We start from the raw sequence: 19,322 nt of genomic DNA on the forward strand, positions 1-19,322 counted from the left end.
GGCATGACAACCCCACCATCGACCGACAAAGACCTCTGGGTTTCCTGGGACGAGTATCATCGCCTGATCGAGCGCCTGGCGCTGAAGGTCTACGAATCGGGCTGGAAGTTTGACCAGGTGCTGTGCCTGGCGCGCGGTGGTGTGCGCCCGGGCGACGTTTTCTCGCGCATCTTCGATGTGCCGCTGGCGATCCTATCGACCAGTTCGTACCGCGAAGAAGCCGGCACCGTGCGCGGCGACCTCGACATCGCCAAGTACATGACGATGACCAAGGGCCCGCTGGCCGGCAAGATCCTGCTGGTCGACGACCTGGCCGATTCCGGCGTCACGCTCGACAAGGTCACGCGTCACCTGAGCGAAAACTTCACCGGCGTCACCGAAGTGAAGTCGGCCGTCATCTGGGTCAAGGGCACCTCGTCGATCAAGCCCGACTACTTTCTCGAAGAGCTGCCGCACAATCCGTGGATCCACCAGCCGTTCGAAAACTACGACGGCCTGCGCCCGCACCAGCTGGCGGCGTGGATGAAAAAAGGCAGCGGCGCGCGGTAAGCCAGGCGCCAAGCTGCAATCGAATCGCAAAAGGCCAGGGACAGCATCCCTGGCCTTTTTTTCATTTCGACGTAAGAACAGCATGGTCGATCCGCAGTAGACTGGCGTTTGGATTGAAAATACAGGACAGTGACCATGCAAAAAATCGCCCTGATAGTCGGCTCGAGCGGTATCGCCGGCAGTAACCTGGCCACCGAGCTGCTCGCCAACGGCTGGCAAGTCCACGGTCTTGCACGCGGCGCGCAAGACGATGCGGGCGGGCTGCGCCCGGTCGCGGCCGACTTGCTCGATCCCGCCAGCCTGCAAGCGGCCTTGGCGAGCGTCACGCCGACCAACGTGTTCATCACCGCCTGGCTGCGCCAGCAAAGCGAGGCTGACAACATCCGCGTCAACGGCGCCATGGTGCGTAATGTGCTGGGTGCGCTGGCTTTAAAAAAATCGGTGCGCCATGTGGCACTAGTCACCGGGCTGAAGCACTACCTCGGCCCGTTCGAGGCGTATGCCAGCACGGGGACGTCGCCGCAAACCCCATTGCGCGAAGAGCAGCCGCGGCTGCCGGTCGAAAATTTCTATTACGCGCAGGAGGACGAAGTCTTCGCCGCGGCCGCGCGCGACGGCTTCAGCTGGACCGTTCACCGCCCGCACACGCTGATCGGCAAGGCGGTCGGCAACGCCATGAACATGGGCACCACGCTGGCCGTGTACGCCTCGATCTGCAAGGAAACCGGTCGTCCCTTTCAATGGCCGGGCTCGCAAGCACAGTGGCAGGGCTTGTCCGATGTGACCGATGCGCGCCAGCTGGCAAGGCAACTGGTGTGGGCGGCCGACTCGGAAGCGGCCCACGACACCGCCTTCAACATCGTCAACGGCGACGTATTTCGGTGGCAATGGCTGTGGGGCAGGCTGGCACAGTGGTTCGGCGTCGAAGCGGCCGGCTTCGACGGCACCATGCGCCCGCTCGAGCTTGAGATGTCGCGCCATCACGCGCTGTGGCGGCAGATGGCAGCGCGGCACGGCCTGCTGGAGGCGGACCTGGGCCGGCTGTCGTCGGCCTGGCATACCGATCTCGACCTTGGCCGGCCGATCGAAGTCATGACCGACATGGGTCGCAGCCGCAAGCTCGGATTTACCGGCTACCAGTCGACCGAGGCGTCGTTTTACGACTTGTTCGCACAATTGCGGGCTGATCGGCTGATTCCGTAACGGCAGTGCGTCATCCGGGGTCAGTTCTTCGCGTGTCTGAATGTCGGAACTGACCCTGACCCTGGGTCTGCTGCTGAGTTCGTGTCTGAATGTCGGAACTGACCTTGGGTCTGCTGGGTCTGCATCGACGAAAAAAAGCCGCGCTCCAGCCGACAAGGCCGAGGCGCGGCAGTGGTGCGGTGTTACTTCGACGCCGGCTTGAGCTTGCGATCGAGCCAGTCGATCACGGTGTGATGCCACAGCACCGAGTTGGCCGGTTTCAGCACCCAGTGGTTCTCGTCCGGGAATACCAGCAGCTTGCTTTCGACGCCCTGGCGCTGTAGCGCGGTGAAGGCACCGATGCCTTGGCTGACGGGAATGCGGAAGTCTTTTTCGCCGTGGATCACCAGCATCGGCGTCTTCCACTTGGTGACGTGATTGACGGGATTGAATTTCTCGTGCTTTTGCGGCGCGCTGAAATAGGTGCCGCCGTTTTCCCATTCGTTGAACCAGAGTTCTTCGGTCGAGTAATACATCGAACGGTTGTCGAATACGCCGTCGTGGTTGACGATGCACTTGAAGCCGTTCGACCAGTTACCCTGGATCCAGTTCATCATGTAGCCGCCGTACGAGGCGCCCAGCGCGCACGCGTTGCCGGTGTCGAGCCACGGATACTTCGCGCCCGCCGCGGCCAGGCCTTTTTTCAGGTCTTCCAGCGGCGCGCCGCCCCAGTCGCCGCTGATGGAGTCGGTGAACTTCTGGCCGTAACCGGTCGAGCCATGAAAATCAATGAACACGGTGGCGTAGCCGGCGCCGGCGTATACCTGGGGATTCCAGCGGTAGCTCCAGCTGTTGCCGAAGCTGCCTTGCGGGCCGCCGTGGACGATGAAGGCGACCGGATACTTCGCTCCCTCCACCGCATTCCACGGTTTCATCACGTGGCCATATACCGTTTCGCCCTTGGCGCCCTTGAACGAAAACTGCTCGTACTGGCCGAAGCGAACCTCGGCCAGTGCCTGCTCGTTCAGGTGGGTGAGTTGGGTTAGCGCGGCATTGGCCGTATTGGCCCCATCCGCGCTGCGCTTGAACAGCTGCGCGCCCGACGCCAGGCTGGCCTGGCTGATCACGACCGTATCGCCCGCAATATCGAAGGCGCCGACATAGCCCTTGTCGGTCAGCGGCGTGACTTTGCCATTTGCGGCGTCGATCGAGAACAGGCGGTGCTGGCCGACATCGTCGGCGTTCGCCAGCAGCGACTTGCCGTCGGGCGACCAGCGGAAGTCGGAGACGGAGCGGTCCCAGTCGGCCGCCAGAACGCGCCTCTTGCCGCTGGCAACATCGAGCAGCATGAAGTGAAAGCGGTCGGCCTCGAAGCCGGGACGCTTCATCGCCAGGTAGGCCAGCGTGCGTCCGTCAGGCGAATAGATCGGCTTCGCGTCCCACGCCGGGTTGTCCGCCGTCAGGTTGCGCGGCGCTTCGCCACCGATCGAGGGTACCGAGTAGACGTCGAAGTTGGTCGACCAGGATTCGGTTTTGCCAGCGACGCGTGCCGAAAACACGACGGTCTTGCCGTCGGGGCTGAAGTGGTATTCGTCGGCGTCGCCGAAGGGTTTTGACGGCACGTCGCCGTCGAGCGTGCCGGACAGGCTGACCGGCGCGGCGCTGACGCGCCCGCTGCTGTCGATCGGCGCCGAATACAGCACGTTGTTGCGCTGGTCCGACCAGGTGTCCCAATGGCGGACGAACAGGCGGTCGTAGACCAGGCCGCTGGATTTTTCCTTGGACTTGGCGTCGATCCGTTGTGCGCTGCACGCCAGGTCGGCGCAGTCGCGGAATACCGACAGGCTCAATGCGAGCCGGTCGCCCTGCGGCGACAACCGGAAGTTGTCGACGTCGACCGGCAGGTCGGTGACCTTGGATGCAAGGGTAGCGGTAACTGCGCCGGTGGCCGGCATGCGCCACACTTGCGAACGCGAGAGGTAGTAGATGGCGTCACCGGCTGGCGACCATGCCGGATCGGTGCTGCTGGCGTCACCTTGGGTCAATCGCCGCGGCGCCGCGCTCGGGGTGCGCAGGTCGAGCAGCCACAGTTCGGTATGGCCGCGGTTCTTCGCCATGTCGGTCGCGCGCACCGTATACACCACGCGGGTGGCGTCGGGCGAGAGCACCGGGCTGCCGACACGCTCCATCCTGACCATGTCTTCCACGGTGAATCCACGCGGCGCGGCGAGCGCACCACCGGCCACCAGGGCGGCTCCAAGTACCAACGAACGTAATCTCATGCGGTGTCTCCGACGAAAAATAAAAAGTGCCGGCTTGTGGCCGGTCGCCGGACATGATACCAAGGATGTTGTTGCGAGGACAGATGCGCTGCCTCGCGGGAGGTCACCGAAACAAGTCAGCGATAAAACGCTTCGACCTTGCCTTTGATTTTGATGAGCATCGCTTGGCCCTTGCGGTCGAGCGTCTTGCCGGCGGGGACGCGGATCCAGCCTTCGCTGATGCAGTATTCTTCAACGTCGGTGCGCTCCTTGTCGTTGAACTTGATGCCTACTTCATGTTCAAAAGCGGCGGCAATATGGAAAGGACTGCGTGGGTCGATCGACAGGCGGTCGGGCAGAGGGGGGAGGGTAGGGGTATCGGTCATGGCCAAATTATCGCCCACAAACCGGATCGGTACAACTGCCTGTCATGTGTTGTTGCAACGCAGCCGGCGTAATTGGGCGGCCTGGTAGGCGCCGAAAACGTCGTTGAACAGGCAGCGGATCAGCGGATCGTCGACTATATCGGCGGTCTCGATGTCGGCTTCGATGGCGGCCTCGAATGCCGCGTCGTTGATGCGCATGTACATCGATGTCAGCGACTCGCCCATCTCAAGCGCCGCATACAACTTCGACACCGGAATCTCCGTAGTCCAGGCCAAGCGGCCTTCGCCTTCGCCATCCGACACCGGCGCGATCTGGTCGCCCTGCACGTGAAAACTGAAATGCGTCGCCGCGCCCGCGTGGTCGTACACGGAAAGGCGCCAGAGGCGCCCGGTTTCGAAATAACTGTCTTCGGGCAGTTCCATTTCCCGGTATTTTTCCAGCATGCCGGAACGGCAGTAATCCATGACGCGCTCGTGCTGCGCCGCGGTGAGCGGCGCGAAATGGCGCGCGATGTCGGCCGTATGCGGCGGCGTCGCATCCGGCCGATAGTCGTAGTCCACATCCTGGTCGCCAACCGGCATCACCCAGGCCAGCGGTGCGGCGCCGCGCAGCGATGTCTGGTCCAGCAGCACCGACACCGAGGGATTGAGCCTGGCAACGCGCGCGTCCGGCAGCGCCGCTTCGACCTCCTGTTGGAACTGCCGGTAGGTGACCGGGAAAAATGCGTGGTTATACCAGGACCACGGCTCCTGCAGGAACTGGCAAGAACTCGGCACCACGTATCGCGGGTTGAGAATTTGCAGTTGCTCGATCCAGTCGGCCGGCAGACTGGATGGCGCCGGCGCAGCCCTGCGCGGCGACAGCACGTCGATCTCGCGCATCGTCTGGAACGGCCACAACACCATGTCCCAGGGGGCGTCCCGCGCCAGTTCGGCAAGCGCCTCCGGATCGATCCAGGAGTCGACGACATTCAACACGTTCAGACCATGCGCCTTGATGTGAAACATCGAATCGACGTCCGCATCGAGGGCCGCGCGCGGGATGACGTCGAACGGGCCGACCCTGACCGGCGCATCGATGTGCAACCGCTGGACGTTGACGAAGCCGAGCTCGCGCACCATGGCGAACAGTTCATCGAACAGGCAGTAGAGGTAGATCGGCGTCGCCCGGTCGAGCAAATCGAGGCTCTCGAGCGAGCAGTGGTCGTCGTGGAAATGCGAGATGAACACGGCCGCAAATGTCTGTTGCCGAATTTGCTCGTGATCGAAGCGGACCGCGGGAAAAGCGTGGCAGTTGCGGCTGAAGGGATTTTCGAAGATGGGGTCGAAGGCGATCAGTGTATCGTCGCATTCGAAAACGTAACCGGCATGCAGGACTCTGGAGATTTTTAGTGGCATTGACTAGTTGTTAATGTAAGGCCGTCGTCCCCGCGTGCGCGAGAACGACGTGTTAGGTTAGCGTGCCGGGCTTATTTACCCAGCATCGACACCACATTATCCGTCCCCGGCGCCCCAAACGCCTGCTGTTTCAGCACATGCAACTGGTCGCGCACCTGGGCTGCTTTTTCGAACTCAAGATTTTTGGCATGGTCGACCATCAGTTTTTCGAGCCGCTTGATCTCCTTGCCCATCTGCTTCTCGCTCATCGACTCGTACTTGGCGGTTTCCTCGGCCACTTCAAGCGTCTCGCGCGCCTGCTGCGGACTGTACACGCCGTCGATCATGTCGCGGATCGTCTTCTTGATGCCGACCGGCGTGATGCCGTTTTCCAGGTTGAAGGCGATTTGCTTGTTGCGGCGGCGCTCGGTTTCGTCGATCGCCTTGCGCATCGAATCGGTAATGCGGTCGCCGTACAGGATCGCCACGCCGTTCAAATTGCGGGCGGCACGCCCGATGGTCTGGATCAGGCTGCGCTCGGAGCGCAGGAAGCCCTCTTTGTCGGCATCCAAAATCGCCACCAGCGACACCTCCGGCAAATCGAGGCCCTCGCGCAGCAGGTTGATCCCGACCAGCACGTCGAAGGTGCCCAGCCGCAGGTCGCGCAGGATTTCGACCCGCTCGACCGTCTCGATATCGCTGTGCAGGTAGCGCACCTTGATGCCATGGTCGCTCAGGTAGTCGGTCAGCTGCTCGGACATGCGCTTGGTCAGTGTCGTCACCAGCACCCGCTCGTCCTTCTTGACGCGCTCGGCGATCTCCGACATCAGGTCGTCGACCTGGCTTAATGCCGGCCTGACGATGATCTGCGGGTCGACCAGGCCGGTCGGGCGCACCACCTGCTCGACGACGTTGTCGGCGTGGGTAGTCTCATACTCGGCCGGGGTGGCGGAAACGAACACGGTCTGGCGCAACTTGCCCTCGAACTCGGCGAACTTGAGCGGACGGTTGTCGAGCGCCGACGGCAGCCGGAAGCCGTAGTCGACCAGGTTGGTCTTGCGCGAGCGGTCGCCGTTGTACATCGCGTTGAGCTGGCCGACCAGTACGTGCGACTCGTCGAGGAACATCAGCGCGTCCTTCGGCAGGTAGTCGATCAGCGTTGGCGGCGGCTCACCTGGCATGGCGCCCGACAGGTGGCGCGAGTAGTTCTCGATGCCCTTGGTAAAACCGATTTCGGCCATCATCTCCAGATCGAAACGGGTGCGCTGCTCGAGCCGCTGTTCTTCGATCAGCTTGTTCTCCTTGCGGAAGTACTCGAGCCGGTCGCGCAGTTCGAGCTTGATGGTTTCGATCGCCCGCAGCACCGTGCTACGCGGCGTGACGTAGTGCGAACCAGGATAAACGGTAAAACGCGGGATCTTCTGGCGCACCCGGCCAGTAAGCGGATCGAACAGTTGCAGCGACTCGATCTCGTCGTCGAACATCTCGAGCCGGATCGCCAGTTCCGCATGCTCGGCGGGGAAAATGTCGATGGTGTCGCCGCGCACGCGGAAGGTGCCGCGGCCGAAGTCGATTTCGTTGCGGGTGTACTGCATCTGGATCAGCCGCGCGATGACGTCGCGCTGCGCGACCTTGTCCTTGGCGCGCAAAGTCAAGATCATCTGGTGATATTCTTTTGGATTGCCGATACCGTAAATCGCCGACACCGTGGCGACGATGATCACGTCGCGCCGCTCCATCAGCGACTTGGTGCACGACAGGCGCATCTGCTCGATGTGCTCGTTGATCGACGAGTCTTTTTCGATGAACAGATCGCGTTGCGGCACGTAGGCTTCGGGCTGGTAGTAATCGTAGTAGCTGACGAAATACTCGACCGCGTTTTGCGGGAAGAATTCGCGGAACTCCGCATACAGCTGGGCCGCCAGCGTCTTGTTCGGCGCGAATACGATGGCCGGCCGGCCGGCGCGCGCAATCACGTTGGCCATGGTGTAGGTTTTGCCGGAGCCGGTAACGCCGAGCAAGGTCTGGAACGACAGGCCGTCGTCGATGCCCTCGATCAGGCCGTCGATCGCGGTCGGCTGGTCGCCGGCGGGCGCGAAGGGCTGGTGCAGCTTGAAAGGCGAGCCGGGAAAGCTGACCACCGTCGGCTCAGCGTCTTTTGAGACTAGTTCTGCCATAAAATCAGACCTTTGTTAAAATGGGAGTCCGCTTGCGACCCCTGAGCCTGGGGGGCGCTGTCTATACAACCCTGCTGCGAACCAGCCGATAATCAAGTTTATAACACGATGACTTCTACAGCCTCCGTCAGCATCTTCAGCGCCATTGCCATGGCCCCGCGCGACCCGATTCTCGGTATTACCGAGGCGTTCAACGCCGACGCCAATCCGGCAAAAATCAATCTGGGAGTTGGCGTCTATTATGACGACAACGGCAAGGTTCCGCTGCTCGCATGCGTGCGCAAGGCGGAGGCTTTGATGATCGAACAACAGACGCCGCGCACCTACTTGCCGATCGAAGGACTGGCCGCGTACGACAAGGCGGTGCAAGAACTGGTATTTGGGGCCGACAGCCCGATTATTCAAGACAAGCGCGCGATCACCGTGCAAGCGGTCGGCGGCACCGGCGCTTTGAAAATCGGCGCCGATTTCCTCAAGCGGTTTGCGCCCGAAGGCGCCCAGGTATTCATCAGCGATCCGAGCTGGGAAAACCACCGCGCGCTGTTCGAGAGCGCCGGCTTCGTGGTCAACAATTACGCCTATTACGATGCCGCGACCTGCGGCGTCGACTTTGACGGCATGCTGGCGTCCCTCAAGGCGATGGCGCCCGGCTCGATCGTGGTGCTGCACGCCTGCTGCCACAACCCGACCGGCGCCGACATCACGTCAGGGCAGTGGGATGAAGTCATCGCGGCAGTCAGCGCTGGCGGCCTGATTCCTTTCCTCGACATGGCTTACCAGGGCTTTGGCGCCGGCATCAGCGAAGACGGCAGCGTGGTGCGTCGCTTCGCCGCGGCCGGCGGCGCGCTGCTGGTGTCGAACTCGTTCTCGAAGTCGTTCTCGCTGTACGGCGAACGCGTCGGCGCACTGAGCATAGTCGGCGCCAGCGCCGACGAGGCGGCGCGCATCCTGTCGCAGGTCAAGCGCGTGGTGCGCACCAACTATTCGAACCCGCCCATGCACGGCGGCAAAATCGTGGCGACCGTGCTCAGCACTCCGGAGCTGCGCCAGCTGTGGGAAGACGAGCTGGCCGGCATGCGCGTGCGCATCAAGGAAATGCGCGGCGAGTTCGTGCGCAAGCTGAAACAGAAGGCTCCTGGCCGCGACTTCGAATTCGTGCGCCAGCAGGTCGGCATGTTCTCGTACTCCGGCCTGACAAAAGACCAGGTCGAGAAACTGCGCGCCGAATCGATTTACGCGGTCGATACCGGACGCATCTGCGTGGCCGCCTTGAACTCGAAAAATATCGATCTCGTCATTGACGCGATTGCGAAAGTCCTTTAAGATCTTGCTTCTTCGGATCAACGAAATGGTTGATTCGAAAGGGCAACAGAGCAGTAGTTTGGTAGCCGCGCCAGCGTCGGAAGTTTGACAGGCCAGTTTCTAAAATATATAATGTTGCCTCTTTTCCCTGATAGCTCAGTTGGTAGAGCGACGGACTGTTAATCCGCAGGTCCCTGGTTCGAGTCCAGGTCGGGGAGCCAGAATTTGTAGTTGCAGTAAAATAAAAGAGTTACATGCTTCGCGGCATGTAGCTCTTTTTTTATTGCGCGCCGGTTCATCTTGTGACGTAGTTGTGTCGTACAGCAGGACGCTAATCACCGCCGCATGCCTGCCCATCTGCGCCGGCGTCAGATGGACATAGCGGCGCGCCATCATCACCGACTTCCAATGCCCATTTTTGCATGGCGCTCCGTTCTGGATCAGCCAGATTGCCCACGGTGACTCGTATTCTCCAGCCCGACGTCCGGGCGTTGCGCCAGAGGCGACTATCCGCAGGCGCACGGTGCATGCACACGACAGCAGTACTTGCATGTAGAACTGCGTGCATTATCGGTTTGCTTTCAGTTCCTGGTTTGTGCTGAGTGGCGGCGCAAGCACATCCGGGCGCCGGTACCGTCTCAGCACACCAGCTTCAGACGGGTACGGCGGCGAGTAGCAAACACGTAGGCAGTGGCGTCGCATGGCGGGCGTCCCAGCGCCGGCTGCACGTGTAGCGACAGACCGTCGATCCCGGTGCGCATGTCGACCGCTGCCGTCGCCAACCAAATCGCATCGGCTGACAGCCGCATCACAGGGCGCGCATTAAATCGGCCAGCCAGGCGGCCGGCACATCACCGGGCGGCGTCGACGTCCAACCATTCTTCCTGAGCAGGGCGATCGGCGATCGGCGCCGCTGCCGCAACGGGCGGCCCTACCCGCACCTGCAAACGCCAAACCCAGTAACCGACCTGGCGTATGGGGGAACCCTGTTCGATCGCGTAAGCGCCTGTAATGGCCCGCTCGCATGCCACTGCGTCACACGTTGTTGCCAAACCTTTTCTCGTCCTAAATGTGGCGGGTAATCGAAAGGGCAAGTGAGGCTGGACCGATCATGAAATCAAAGCTAGCGCGGCTGGTCACTTACAATTTTAGCGCGTTATGGGCCAGCGGAGAGATGCGTAACTCAGGCAATAATTAAAGTAGATATTATTAGTAATATATTGACTGGATTTAGGAATTGGCTGACATTCGCTGGTGTTTTCTCTGTTCTTTGCTACTCTCACTGACACGCCCACTCTTACTTTCGGGATTGCCATGACCCGCTACGACAGCATTGCCCACGAACGTTTTGCGGCCCAGGTGCGCGAGGACGGCATCGCCATCCTGCCTGGTCATTTCAGTGCCGAGCTGGTCAAGCAGTGGGCCGACGCCTTCGCGCCGCTGCTCGCCGCCCGTCTGGCCGAGCATCCGGACGAAAACCGCGGCGCGCACCGTCACTACATCACGCTGCCGTTTTCCGGCTTGTTTGCCGATCCGGCCGTGTTCGCCGATCCCGACATCGTCGCCATCGTCAATTTGCTGGTCGGCCCGCAACCGGTGATGTGCCAGCTGGCCGCCGACACGCCCTTGCTCGGCTCCGACTACCAGCCGCTGCACCGCGACAGCGGTTCGCTTTTTCCCGAAACCGCGTTCGACACGCCGCCGTACCAGCTGGCCGTCAATTTCCCGCTGTGCGACGTCACGCCGGAAAACGGCCCTTTCGAAACCACCCGCGGCACCCAGCATATGGAGCGCGCGCGGGCGTTGGCGCTGATCGAATCGGGCGAGCTGGCGCTCGAGCCGGTCTTCATGACGATGGGCGACGTGATGATTCGCGACGTACGCGCCATCCATCGCGGCACGCCCAACCGCAGCGACACGGCGCGCCCGATGGTGGTGCTCGGCTACAGCCGGTCGTGGCTGATGCGCCCCGAAGTCCATATCGACGTGCCGCGCGCGGTGCTCGAGGCGCTGGCGCCGGATGCGCGCGAGCTGTTGCGTTTCAATCCGGTAAGCGACGGCGCGCCGGCGCCGGCCGGCGAGAATTACAAAACCTTCATGTACTAGTTCCCAGCTGGCGCCGCGGCCCTGACGTCTGTCGCGCCACGCCCGCCCGACGCCGGCACTGCCCGCACGCGTACCTGAAAACGCGCCACATGGTATTGCTCGCCGAGCTGGGCCGCCGCCACGCGATCCTGCAGGCCGCCAAGGCCTTCGGACTGACTCGAAAAGGCCGTTGCCACCCACTTGATCAGGATCGCGCCCGCCGCGGTAAAAGTCGGCCCGGCACATGGTTTGCCACAGGTCGTTGATGCGCGCCGGGCCCTGCCCGATCAGGAACGGCGCCATCGCCCGCACCGCCGTCTCGACGGTGCGGGCACGGGCTTCGATGACCGGTTCGCCCCAGCCGAAGACGCCTTCGTCGGTCTCGATTTTCAGCAGCATCCAGCGGGGAGGCACGCGGTAGGTGGTGAGCTTGGCGATTTTCATTCGTCATTCGTTTATCTCGGCAGGGGCGATATGAAAACGCTAGCGCGCTGCAAGGGTAAAAAAATATACGGAATGCTTCCGGTTTTATACGACGACGTCATAGGTCACTCCGGCCTGGAGGGCGGTTGAAGCGGTCTTGTCCTACAGCGCTGCGCCATGCCCGCCGACAGCAGGCGGGGGCGGCAGCGCGCATGATGGCGCAGACTCCACTATGAACATCATCGTGAAAGGAATCGTTATGGGTACGCAAAATGCAGCAGGTGGCGGTAGCCAGTCGGTCGGCTCCGGCCGGGACAACGACAGCGGTGAACAATCGCAGCGCGGTAGCGGCGGCAGCGGCGGCGCCCAGCCGACGCGCAATCTCGAAGACGTCGACGGCGAGGCGCTATCGACCCCGGCCGAGCTGATCGATGAGGCGGCGCCGGAAGGCGCCGGCACTGCGGCGACCGCTAGCACCCGCGGCGCGCAAGACACCCACGCCAGCCAGGCCGGGTCGACCAGTACGGGCCTGGGCGCGCCGGAAACTGGCGCCAACCAGCAGATGAGCGACTTGGCGCCGCCGCGCAAGTAAAATGTAGCTTGCCATCGCCGGCTTGGCACAGCCGCAAAACCACGCGCAATCGTGGTTTTTTTATGCCGGCCTCCTTGTCAATTGAATATTCCGCCAAAGATCGGTCGTTCATTGACTAAGGAAAATATATGGAAGCCAAACGAGCGCGCTTCATCAAGACTGCGATTCTGGCCATTGTAGTCATCGGGCTCGGCACCACCATGCGTTCGAAGACCGCCGAGACGCATGCGCCGGTGCGGGTTGCGGCCGGCTGGCTCCTGAGCGCGTGGGTGGCGCTGAAGCTGGCGATGGCGCTGAAGCGCGGCTACGCGAATTTTCGCGCTGATGCCGGTACCAGCGCTGGCACCGGCATCAGCCTCGACAATATGGACAAGCTGACGGACCAATGTGCTCATCGCGTTGACGGGCCGGACGACGCTGGCGATCACGTCGTCCGGCTCACCGCGCGCCATCAGCACGCGCTTCATTGCGCTGTACGTCGACCAGCCTGGCGCTTTTGCCGATGCCGTGCTGCGGGCCAGCGGCCAAGGAGCGCGCGCAGCCATTGCATAAACCGCCGGCGGGCAGCTATAATGCGCGCTCTTTTCCCTGATAGCTCAGTTGGTAGAGCGACGGACTGTTAATCCGCAGGTCCCTGGTTCGAGTCCAGGTCGGGGAGCCAGAATTCAAGGGCCGCATCGTGAGATGAGGCCCTTTTTTCTATTGCAGTTTTACTTATTTGGACAACCATGAACGATCTCGCGAACAATGTGGAATTCTGGGATGAATGGCAGTTGGCGGCGGTGGCCGCCGGCGTTGCCGTGCCGTTGGCGGAACTGGGCTGCGAGGTGTTGCGCACCCATCGCAAAAACCGCTGGAGCAAAGAGTTTCTGGGTGTCGAGGACGATGCTCCGGTGATGCTCGAGATGTGCCTGGACGAGCCGGCGCAGGCCGAGATGCTGTTTCTCGAAAACCTGCATCCCTACGACGTTGCCCTGCTGGCCGCCGCGCGCAGCCGTCTCGGCCTGACCTGACCGGATCCGGCCTTGCGGTGGTTCCGGCGGTGAACTGAACGGCAAGATGGTCGCGGTCAAGGCAGCGGAACAGTCCGCAAACTGGGCGGTAATTGCGCGCGAAGCGTTAATCGACGCCGACCGTGGGGCTGCCGTTTATGTAACGGCGATCAACTCTATCTTCAGCCCCGGCATCCCATCCGGTGCGTAAACGGCGAGCGTACCTGCATCGAGCGCCTTTTCATACAGCGCGCTTTTCGTCGACAACGAGAAATAATAGGTATTGGGCCGCATCGGGATTGCCGAGGGAACTTGCGGCATATGAGCCAAGGGTACGCCCGGCAAGGCCGATCCGACAATGCGTTCCATATTGTCGGGCGCGGCGACCTTGAGCCGGATCGGCACCGTCGCCACCAGTTCGAGTGCCGGCATATCGGCAGTGACCGCCAGATATAGCTGTGTCTGTTGCGTGACCTTCGCCGGGTCGAGAATCGCTTGAAAGTATGCGCGTCGGCTCCTGTCGGCGACGAGGGGAATAAAGAAGTATTTTGTCCCGATGACCGTATCGACCAGGTCGCGCAGCAATGCGTCGAGCGCCACGAACGCCTCGCCCGGCGCATCGTGACCGTAAGCGGGCAGATCGGCCGTCTTGTAGCGGTCGGAAAAAGTCATCAGCCCGCCGGCGACGGCGAGCATCTGTTGAAACATGGCTTCCCGATGAAGTCCGGGGGATCTGGCGCAGTGCGTGAGCAGTGCGTTCGCCGTACTCACGATGTTGAGCATCCACCACGACGAAATATCGCCGGTTGCCACTTCATACACGTCGTTGTTCGCCTTGCGGTGCATGCGCTGAAGCGATTCGATCTTCGCGGTCATTACGCTGATCAGTCCATCGAGCATGCGCGTGAGGGTAGGTGTGGCGCCAACCGTGACGCTTGGCGGAACGAATCCCGGGACGATCTCGAACCCGCCCTGCGGCGCGCGGCGAACCTGGACTACGGCAACGCTGGTCTGCGGCGCGCGCGTTTCAACCTGTGCCACCAGCCGCGCCTGTTTTTTCATGAATGGCACGTCGATCTCCAATGCCTCACTGAACAGATCGGACGTGCCTAGATCGCAACGCACATAGCGCCCGTTCTCGTCGGCGTTGCCGCCGTGCGGCTTGAGCAGGGCAAGCGCGGCGTGGAACGTGAACGCATCGACGTCCGCCGGCAAGCGCGACAGGTCCACCGGTTCCGGCAACAGGTCGGCGCCCGGCGCCTCGTATATCTCCCCGTCCGGGAAGATGACTGACATCGCGTCCGCACTCAGGCGGTTGTGTCCAAGCCCGTCCAGGTTCCACTGCACCGCGCGCACGCCCCAAAAATATGGGTTGAGCGCCGACGCGATTTTCTGCAGCCGCGTTTCGTGGTAGAGATCCTGTCGCTGGAAATGTTGCGGACCCAGTGTCAGGCCTTCTGACCACATGATCTTCGATGTCGCGCTCATGGCTTCCTCCGCCGTAATGATTTCTCGTTGAACAGATTTTTGGAAGCATGGGCCACCCCTACTGACGGTTGTGGATCTTGCTCATCCCGCTGCGATGTTGGCGCACACCTGTGCTCCTATTGCGAAATCACAATGTTTCCCTAGTTCAAGGATCAATAATGACTGCCGTGGTCGCTTCTGGCCTCATCGAGGAGAACGCGATGCAAGGCTTTACTACCGGCTTGTTCGACCGCCTGGACGATGACAGCGAGCATGCGCCAGCCAACAGACGCGAAGAGCGCGCGCGTGCATTCAAGGATGCCATGCGAAGCGTGACACGCGATCTTCAAGCGCTCCTCAACACCCGGACGGCCGTGTCGGCGGCGTCGCTGGTGCCCTACCCGGCAGTATCGGGCTCCATTGTGAACTACGGGCTCATCGATTTCGCCGGCATGTGCATGAACAGCGACACGGATCAGAAAGAAATCTGCAACGCCGTTCGAATGGCAATCGAACGTCATGAACCGCGATTGCACAAGGTCGCGGTGTCGCTATTGGCAACCCGGGACGCGATAAATCGCGTCGATTTCGTTATCACGGCCAGGCTCAAAAGCGAACCGCATACCGAACCAATGTCTTTCAATGCCGTGTTTCGTCCTTCCCTCCAGCAGTATTCGATCGAAAGCAAAAACTAGAAAGCGGGAGCCACCGAGCCTATGGACGAACTGTTCACGAAGTACGAGCGCGAGCTCGTGATCCTGCGGTCGCTGTGCCGCGAATACGCGCAGCGTTATCCCAAGGTCGCCGCACAACTGCAGATGGGCGGCGACACCTGCGATGACCCGCACGTGGAGCGCCTCATTCAGGGCGTCGCTTTGCTCAGCGCGCGTGTCGCGAAGCGCCTGGACGATTCGTACCCGCAGTTCACCGAAGCGCTGCTCAACCTGATCTTCCCCCACTACTTGCGTCCGTTTCCGTCGTGCGCAATCGCGCGCGTTTTCAGTGCGCCAGGCGTGGCGGGAGAATCCAGATCCGTCGCTGAAATGCTCCGCGGCACCCTGCTCGAGTCCGCGTCGATACATGGCGTGCCGTGCACGTTCACGACCGTCTACGATGTCAGGCCTTCCGCAGTGGTGCTCGCCGAGGCAAGCTTCGAGACCTTCATCTGCGCACCTGTCGCCACACGCCTGCCCGACGGCGTCACGTCGTCGCTGACGCTGAAGTTCGAATCGGCACAGCCGGGAGAGCCGCTCTGCCAGAGCACGGCCACTGTCATTCGCATGTACGCCGATGGCGACGCGTCGTTCTGCGCCGCGCTGCGCGATGCCCTTTTCATGCATACCCGGGCCGCATACCTGCAGCGCGACGACGACGGCACCTGGGAGCGGCTGCCGGTTGTCCCGGTCATGCCGGCCGGTTTCGCGGACGATGAGGCCCTCATTGCGTTTGATGCGCGCTCCCACAAGGCTTACCGCATCCTTGCCGAGTATTTCGCCTTTCCCGAAAAATTCAATTTTTTCGACATCGATATTGCCGCGCTGCTCGCCCGAATGCCGGCCGACCAGACGCGCTTCACGCTACACCTGGCGATAGCTGATGTTGAACCCGACGGCAACCGGGCGCGCATGCTGGCAAGTTTATCGAAAAAACATCTTCTGCAAGGCTGTACGCCGGTTGTCAACCTGTTCAGGCAGCCGGGCGTACCGATTACGTATGACCAGCTCTCCGCCGAGTACACCCTGCTTGCGCACGGCAATTTTCCGCAGGCGTACGAGGTGTACTCGGTCGACAAGGTGCATATGGTGCGCCAGAGCGGACGCGACACGAAAATGACCGAATTTCGCCCTTTCTATTCTCTGCGGCATGGCGAAGAAGAGGGCGTCGAGCGAGGGCGCTACTGGCTGATGCGCCATGACGAGACACTTGCCCTCTGCAGCCCCGGGCACGAAAAGTCGATCACGCTCGTCAACGCGGATGGCGAGCCGCTCGAGATCGGAAGAAACATCCTTTCCATCGAGCTAAGCTGCACCAACCGCGATCTGCCGTGCTCGCTCAAGACCGGCGCGGCCGAGGGCGACTTGTTCATTCCTGGCGCGGCGCGCAGCGACGTGATTCGCCTGCTGCGCCGGCCGACCCGCCCGGCCCGGCTGACGAACGGACCCGGCATGCATTGGCGTCTTGTTTCGCATCTCGCGCTCAACCACCATTCGCTGGCACTGGAAGGCGCGGAAGGCCTGCGCGAAATGCTGACCCTGTACGACCTGGCGTCGTCGGCTGTTTCGCGCCGGCAGATCGGCGGCATCAAAGCCCTCGAGCAGGATCCCGCCACTGCATGGATCAGGCACAAGCGCGGATCGTCGCTGATGCACGGTACCGAAATTCGCCTCACGCTCGACGAGGAAGCTTACGCCGGGGCTGGCCTGTACTTGTTCGTGCAGATTCTCGACCAATTTTTCGCGTTGTACGTTCACCTGAACAGCTTTGTCGAACTCGTCATCCTGTCCCATCAAAGCGGAAAGGAACTGTGCCGATGCAAGCCACGAAGCGGAAGCATGAATCTGGTGTGATCGGGCTGCTGCTGGACCAACCGCACCGGTTCAAATTCACCCAGTTGCTCAACCTCCTGTTGCGCGATTTGCGGCGCCAGGGCGTCAGCTACGAGCGCGCGTTCCGCCAGATCATCTCGTTTCGGAACAGTCTGTCCTTATCATTCCCGGCCAGCGAAGTCCAGGCGCTCGACGTCGAGCCGAAAACGCGGGATGCCCTTGGTGCGATGCCCGCCGGCGAGCTCAAACGCATCCGTATCACCCCTGCTTTTATCGGGCTGCTGGGCGCCGGCGGAACCCTTCCTTTGCACGACACCGAGCGAATCGCCATGCGCAAGGCAGATGGTGGCGATGCCAGCCAGCGCGATCTGCTCGATGTCTTTTCGAATCGATTGATCGGGCTGTTCTATGAAGCATGGGGCAAGTACCGGGTCGAACACAGCCTGAACGTGCGCGACCACGACCTCTTGCTGCCGATGCTGAGCGCCTTGGCGGGCACGAGAACGAGGCCTGCCGGAGAAATTGGCCGGCCGCTCGGCCGGGTGAGACCGGAGACCACGGCCTACTTTTCGGGGCTGCTCAGAACCCGCCCCGTATCGGCTGGCACCGTGGAACAGGTGTTGAGCGCCTACTTTGGGATACCGATCCGATTGGAGCAGTTCGTCGGTTGCTGGGATCGAATCGCTGAAAACCGCCGCAGCACGCTCGGCACCACGACGCCGGTTCTCGGCTTCGGCGCGGCGCTCGGCGTGCGCCTGTGGCGCCACGACTTGAGCGCGCGGCTGCACATCGGCCCGCTGGATGAAGCGCAGGTCCAGGGCTTTCTGCCTGGCGGAAGCGCGCTGGCGGCTCTCGAAGAAATGACTCGCCTGTTTGCCGTGCCGACGTTGCGGTACGAAGTGCGCCTGTTGCTGGCGCCTCCTTGCATCAAGCCGCTCACTTTGAGCACGAGAACGACGCCACGCCGCCTTGGCTGGAGCACTTTCCTGACCGGAACGCCCGGCCTCGCCGGCCGCCCTGAAATCAGGTCGGCGCTTCGCCTGCCGTCCGCACTTTTCCAAGCCTGACGCAGATAGCGGCGCTTAAACCACGCTGGCCGCAAGGGTGCCGGCCCGGTACGGTTTCGGCACAGGCACGTCGCCCTGTAGCTGGTCCGCGTGAATCAGCACCGGCGCCACGAAGATGAGTTTGCGCTGCTGGTTGCCGGCGCCAAAGGGCTGCATTCGAAAATGCCCGCGGCGCCAGTGCGGCGCCACGGCGCTTCCCGCGCCACCTGCCGCCGTGGCCAAAGGCACGGACGCGGGGCCGACGAGGATGCTGTTGTACCGGGAGGCGCACTTGCGTAACAGTTTGGCGCGCTTGCGCTCGCCCAGGCCGGCGGCGCGCCGCAGCGCTTCGTCATATTCGGGCTGTTCCATCACGCGCGCCTGCTTCAAGGCCATGTACAGGAACACCCTCACCACGTAGCTGACAGCGGCATGCATCGACTGATGGAACTCGTCCACGGGCTGCTCGGCGACAGTGTTAAGCACGTTGGAGAGCCATTCGCCGACCGTGGTGCTGCCCCGATCCGTCTCGCCGAGCAGTGCGACATGGCCATTGTGGCAATCCTGCCGCTTGCTGATAAAGACGAGTTCCAGCGTCCAAACTGCTTCCCCTTTGGCATGACGGGCGGGGTCCGGGGTGAAAAAACAAAAAACCCCGTCGAAGACGCTGTCGGCGGCTTGCGAATCCGGCACCGTCAGGTAGTGCATTGCCGCTTCGCCAAAGCGCAGATACTGGGCTGGATATGGTGGCGCCACCATGCTCATTGGAAGACTGGTGTCCACGTCCGAATTCGTCAGCAGCGTTTCCAGTGCCGCCGTGGCCTCGATCACCGTCCCTTTGTTCAAGTGATACTTCAGGTTTGCGCTGATCTCGACCGCGAGCATCCGGCGATTCGCAGTCACTTTCTCGGTCGCTTGCTTTGGTACCAAAGACATG

General features: G+C 61.9%; 17 protein-coding genes, 2 tRNA genes and 1 pseudogene. 11 read left to right on the forward strand and 9 right to left on the reverse strand.

Annotated features, from left to right (window positions below; genetic code table 11):
* Nucleotides 1-3 precede the first annotated feature (3 nt).
* Both CR103_RS06255 and CR103_RS06260 read left to right on the forward strand, forming a co-directional pair.
* Complete coding sequence (locus CR103_RS06255; RefSeq protein ID WP_099915140.1) at nucleotides 4-549, forward strand: phosphoribosyltransferase; 546 nt, start codon at nucleotides 4-6, stop codon at nucleotides 547-549.
* Nucleotides 550-684: 135 nt separating this feature from the next.
* Nucleotides 685-1,752, forward strand: a complete 1,068-nt coding sequence (locus tag CR103_RS06260) for an SDR family oxidoreductase (protein WP_099915141.1) — start codon at nucleotides 685-687, stop codon at nucleotides 1,750-1,752.
* A gap of 182 nt (nucleotides 1,753-1,934) precedes the next feature.
* Here the strand turns inward: CR103_RS06260 and CR103_RS06265 are convergent, their stop codons facing one another.
* The 4 genes from CR103_RS06265 to uvrB form a co-directional block, all read right to left on the reverse strand.
* Nucleotides 1,935-4,013: a S9 family peptidase gene (locus tag CR103_RS06265; RefSeq protein WP_099915142.1), complete on the reverse strand. Its 2,079-nt coding sequence runs from the start codon at nucleotides 4,011-4,013 to the stop codon at nucleotides 1,935-1,937.
* A 116-nt stretch (nucleotides 4,014-4,129) separates the two neighbouring features.
* Nucleotides 4,130-4,378, reverse strand: coding sequence for a DUF3297 family protein (locus tag CR103_RS06270; protein WP_099915143.1), 249 nt, complete (start codon nucleotides 4,376-4,378; stop codon nucleotides 4,130-4,132).
* A 42-nt stretch (nucleotides 4,379-4,420) separates the two neighbouring features.
* A complete protein-coding gene (locus CR103_RS06275) occupies nucleotides 4,421-5,776 on the reverse strand; it encodes an MBL fold metallo-hydrolase (protein WP_099915144.1) in 1,356 nt (451 codons plus the stop codon).
* Between the two features lie 71 nt (nucleotides 5,777-5,847).
* Complete coding sequence (uvrB, locus tag CR103_RS06280; RefSeq protein ID WP_099915145.1) at nucleotides 5,848-7,932, reverse strand: excinuclease ABC subunit UvrB; 2,085 nt, start codon at nucleotides 7,930-7,932, stop codon at nucleotides 5,848-5,850.
* A 108-nt stretch (nucleotides 7,933-8,040) separates the two neighbouring features.
* Between uvrB and CR103_RS06285 the strand changes: the two genes are divergently transcribed.
* The gene (locus CR103_RS06285) at nucleotides 8,041-9,255 is read left to right on the forward strand and encodes an amino acid aminotransferase (protein WP_180279296.1); all 1,215 of its coding nucleotides are present in this window, start codon (nucleotides 8,041-8,043) and stop codon (nucleotides 9,253-9,255) included.
* Nucleotides 9,256-9,379: 124 nt separating this feature from the next.
* Nucleotides 9,380-9,455 (forward strand) — tRNA-Asn (locus CR103_RS06290).
* A 417-nt stretch (nucleotides 9,456-9,872) separates the two neighbouring features.
* On the opposite strand, the gene tnpB is transcribed toward CR103_RS06290, so the two are convergent.
* Complete coding sequence (tnpB, locus tag CR103_RS06295; protein ID WP_099915146.1) at nucleotides 9,873-10,043, reverse strand: IS66 family insertion sequence element accessory protein TnpB; 171 nt, start codon at nucleotides 10,041-10,043, stop codon at nucleotides 9,873-9,875.
* 505 nt (nucleotides 10,044-10,548) lie between these two features.
* Here tnpB and CR103_RS06300 point away from each other — a divergent pair.
* Entirely contained in the window at nucleotides 10,549-11,340 is a 792-nt protein-coding gene (locus CR103_RS06300; protein WP_099915147.1) for a phytanoyl-CoA dioxygenase family protein, read from the forward strand.
* 195 nt (nucleotides 11,341-11,535) lie between these two features.
* On the opposite strand, the pseudogene CR103_RS06310 reads toward CR103_RS06300, so the two are convergent.
* A pseudogene (locus CR103_RS06310) lies at nucleotides 11,536-11,763 on the reverse strand (galactonate dehydratase); the annotation flags it as partial.
* 238 nt (nucleotides 11,764-12,001) lie between these two features.
* Between CR103_RS06310 and CR103_RS06315 the strand changes: the two are divergent.
* Nucleotides 12,002-12,334 carry a hypothetical protein gene (locus CR103_RS06315; protein ID WP_099915167.1) on the forward strand — a complete coding sequence of 111 codons (333 nt, stop codon included), beginning with the start codon at nucleotides 12,002-12,004 and terminating at the stop codon, nucleotides 12,332-12,334.
* A 77-nt stretch (nucleotides 12,335-12,411) separates the two neighbouring features.
* Here CR103_RS06315 and CR103_RS21980 read toward each other — a convergent pair whose 3' ends face one another.
* On the reverse strand, nucleotides 12,412-12,879 hold the full coding sequence (locus tag CR103_RS21980; protein ID WP_143752534.1) for a hypothetical protein: 468 nt from the start codon (nucleotides 12,877-12,879) through the stop codon (nucleotides 12,412-12,414).
* 40 nt (nucleotides 12,880-12,919) lie between these two features.
* On the opposite strand from CR103_RS21980, the gene CR103_RS06320 reads away from it, so the two are divergent.
* Nucleotides 12,920-12,995: transfer RNA gene (locus CR103_RS06320), tRNA-Asn, on the forward strand.
* Nucleotides 12,996-13,062: 67 nt separating this feature from the next.
* Nucleotides 13,063-13,347: a hypothetical protein gene (locus CR103_RS06325; protein WP_099915149.1), complete on the forward strand. Its 285-nt coding sequence runs from the start codon at nucleotides 13,063-13,065 to the stop codon at nucleotides 13,345-13,347.
* Between the two features lie 135 nt (nucleotides 13,348-13,482).
* On the opposite strand, the gene tssK is transcribed toward CR103_RS06325, so the two are convergent.
* A complete protein-coding gene (gene tssK, locus CR103_RS06330) occupies nucleotides 13,483-14,814 on the reverse strand; it encodes a type VI secretion system baseplate subunit TssK (RefSeq protein ID WP_099915150.1) in 1,332 nt (443 codons plus the stop codon).
* A 200-nt stretch (nucleotides 14,815-15,014) separates the two neighbouring features.
* Here tssK and tssE point away from each other — a divergent pair, with 200 nt between their 5' ends.
* Genes tssE through tssG form a run of 3 tightly spaced genes read left to right on the forward strand, consistent with a single transcriptional unit; the run spans nucleotide 15,015 to nucleotide 18,406 of the window.
* The gene (tssE, locus tag CR103_RS06335) at nucleotides 15,015-15,488 is read left to right on the forward strand and encodes a type VI secretion system baseplate subunit TssE (protein WP_099915168.1); all 474 of its coding nucleotides are present in this window, start codon (nucleotides 15,015-15,017) and stop codon (nucleotides 15,486-15,488) included.
* A gap of 21 nt (nucleotides 15,489-15,509) precedes the next feature.
* Complete coding sequence (gene tssF / locus CR103_RS06340) at nucleotides 15,510-17,360, forward strand: type VI secretion system baseplate subunit TssF (RefSeq protein WP_099915151.1); 1,851 nt, start codon at nucleotides 15,510-15,512, stop codon at nucleotides 17,358-17,360.
* Nucleotides 17,324-18,406 carry a type VI secretion system baseplate subunit TssG gene (gene tssG / locus CR103_RS06345; RefSeq protein WP_099915152.1) on the forward strand — a complete coding sequence of 361 codons (1,083 nt, stop codon included), beginning with the start codon at nucleotides 17,324-17,326 and terminating at the stop codon, nucleotides 18,404-18,406. The genes tssF and tssG overlap by 37 nt, the downstream gene beginning before the upstream one ends.
* Before the next feature lie 15 nt (nucleotides 18,407-18,421).
* On the opposite strand, the gene CR103_RS06350 is transcribed toward tssG, so the two are convergent.
* On the reverse strand, nucleotides 18,422-19,322 hold a 901-nt coding region (locus tag CR103_RS06350), incomplete at its 5' end, for an AcrVA2 family anti-CRISPR protein (protein WP_099915153.1).

Origin of the sequence: Massilia psychrophila, from assembly GCF_002760665.1 — a bacterium.
Lineage (GTDB): Bacteria > Pseudomonadota > Gammaproteobacteria > Burkholderiales > Burkholderiaceae_D > JAFCUW01.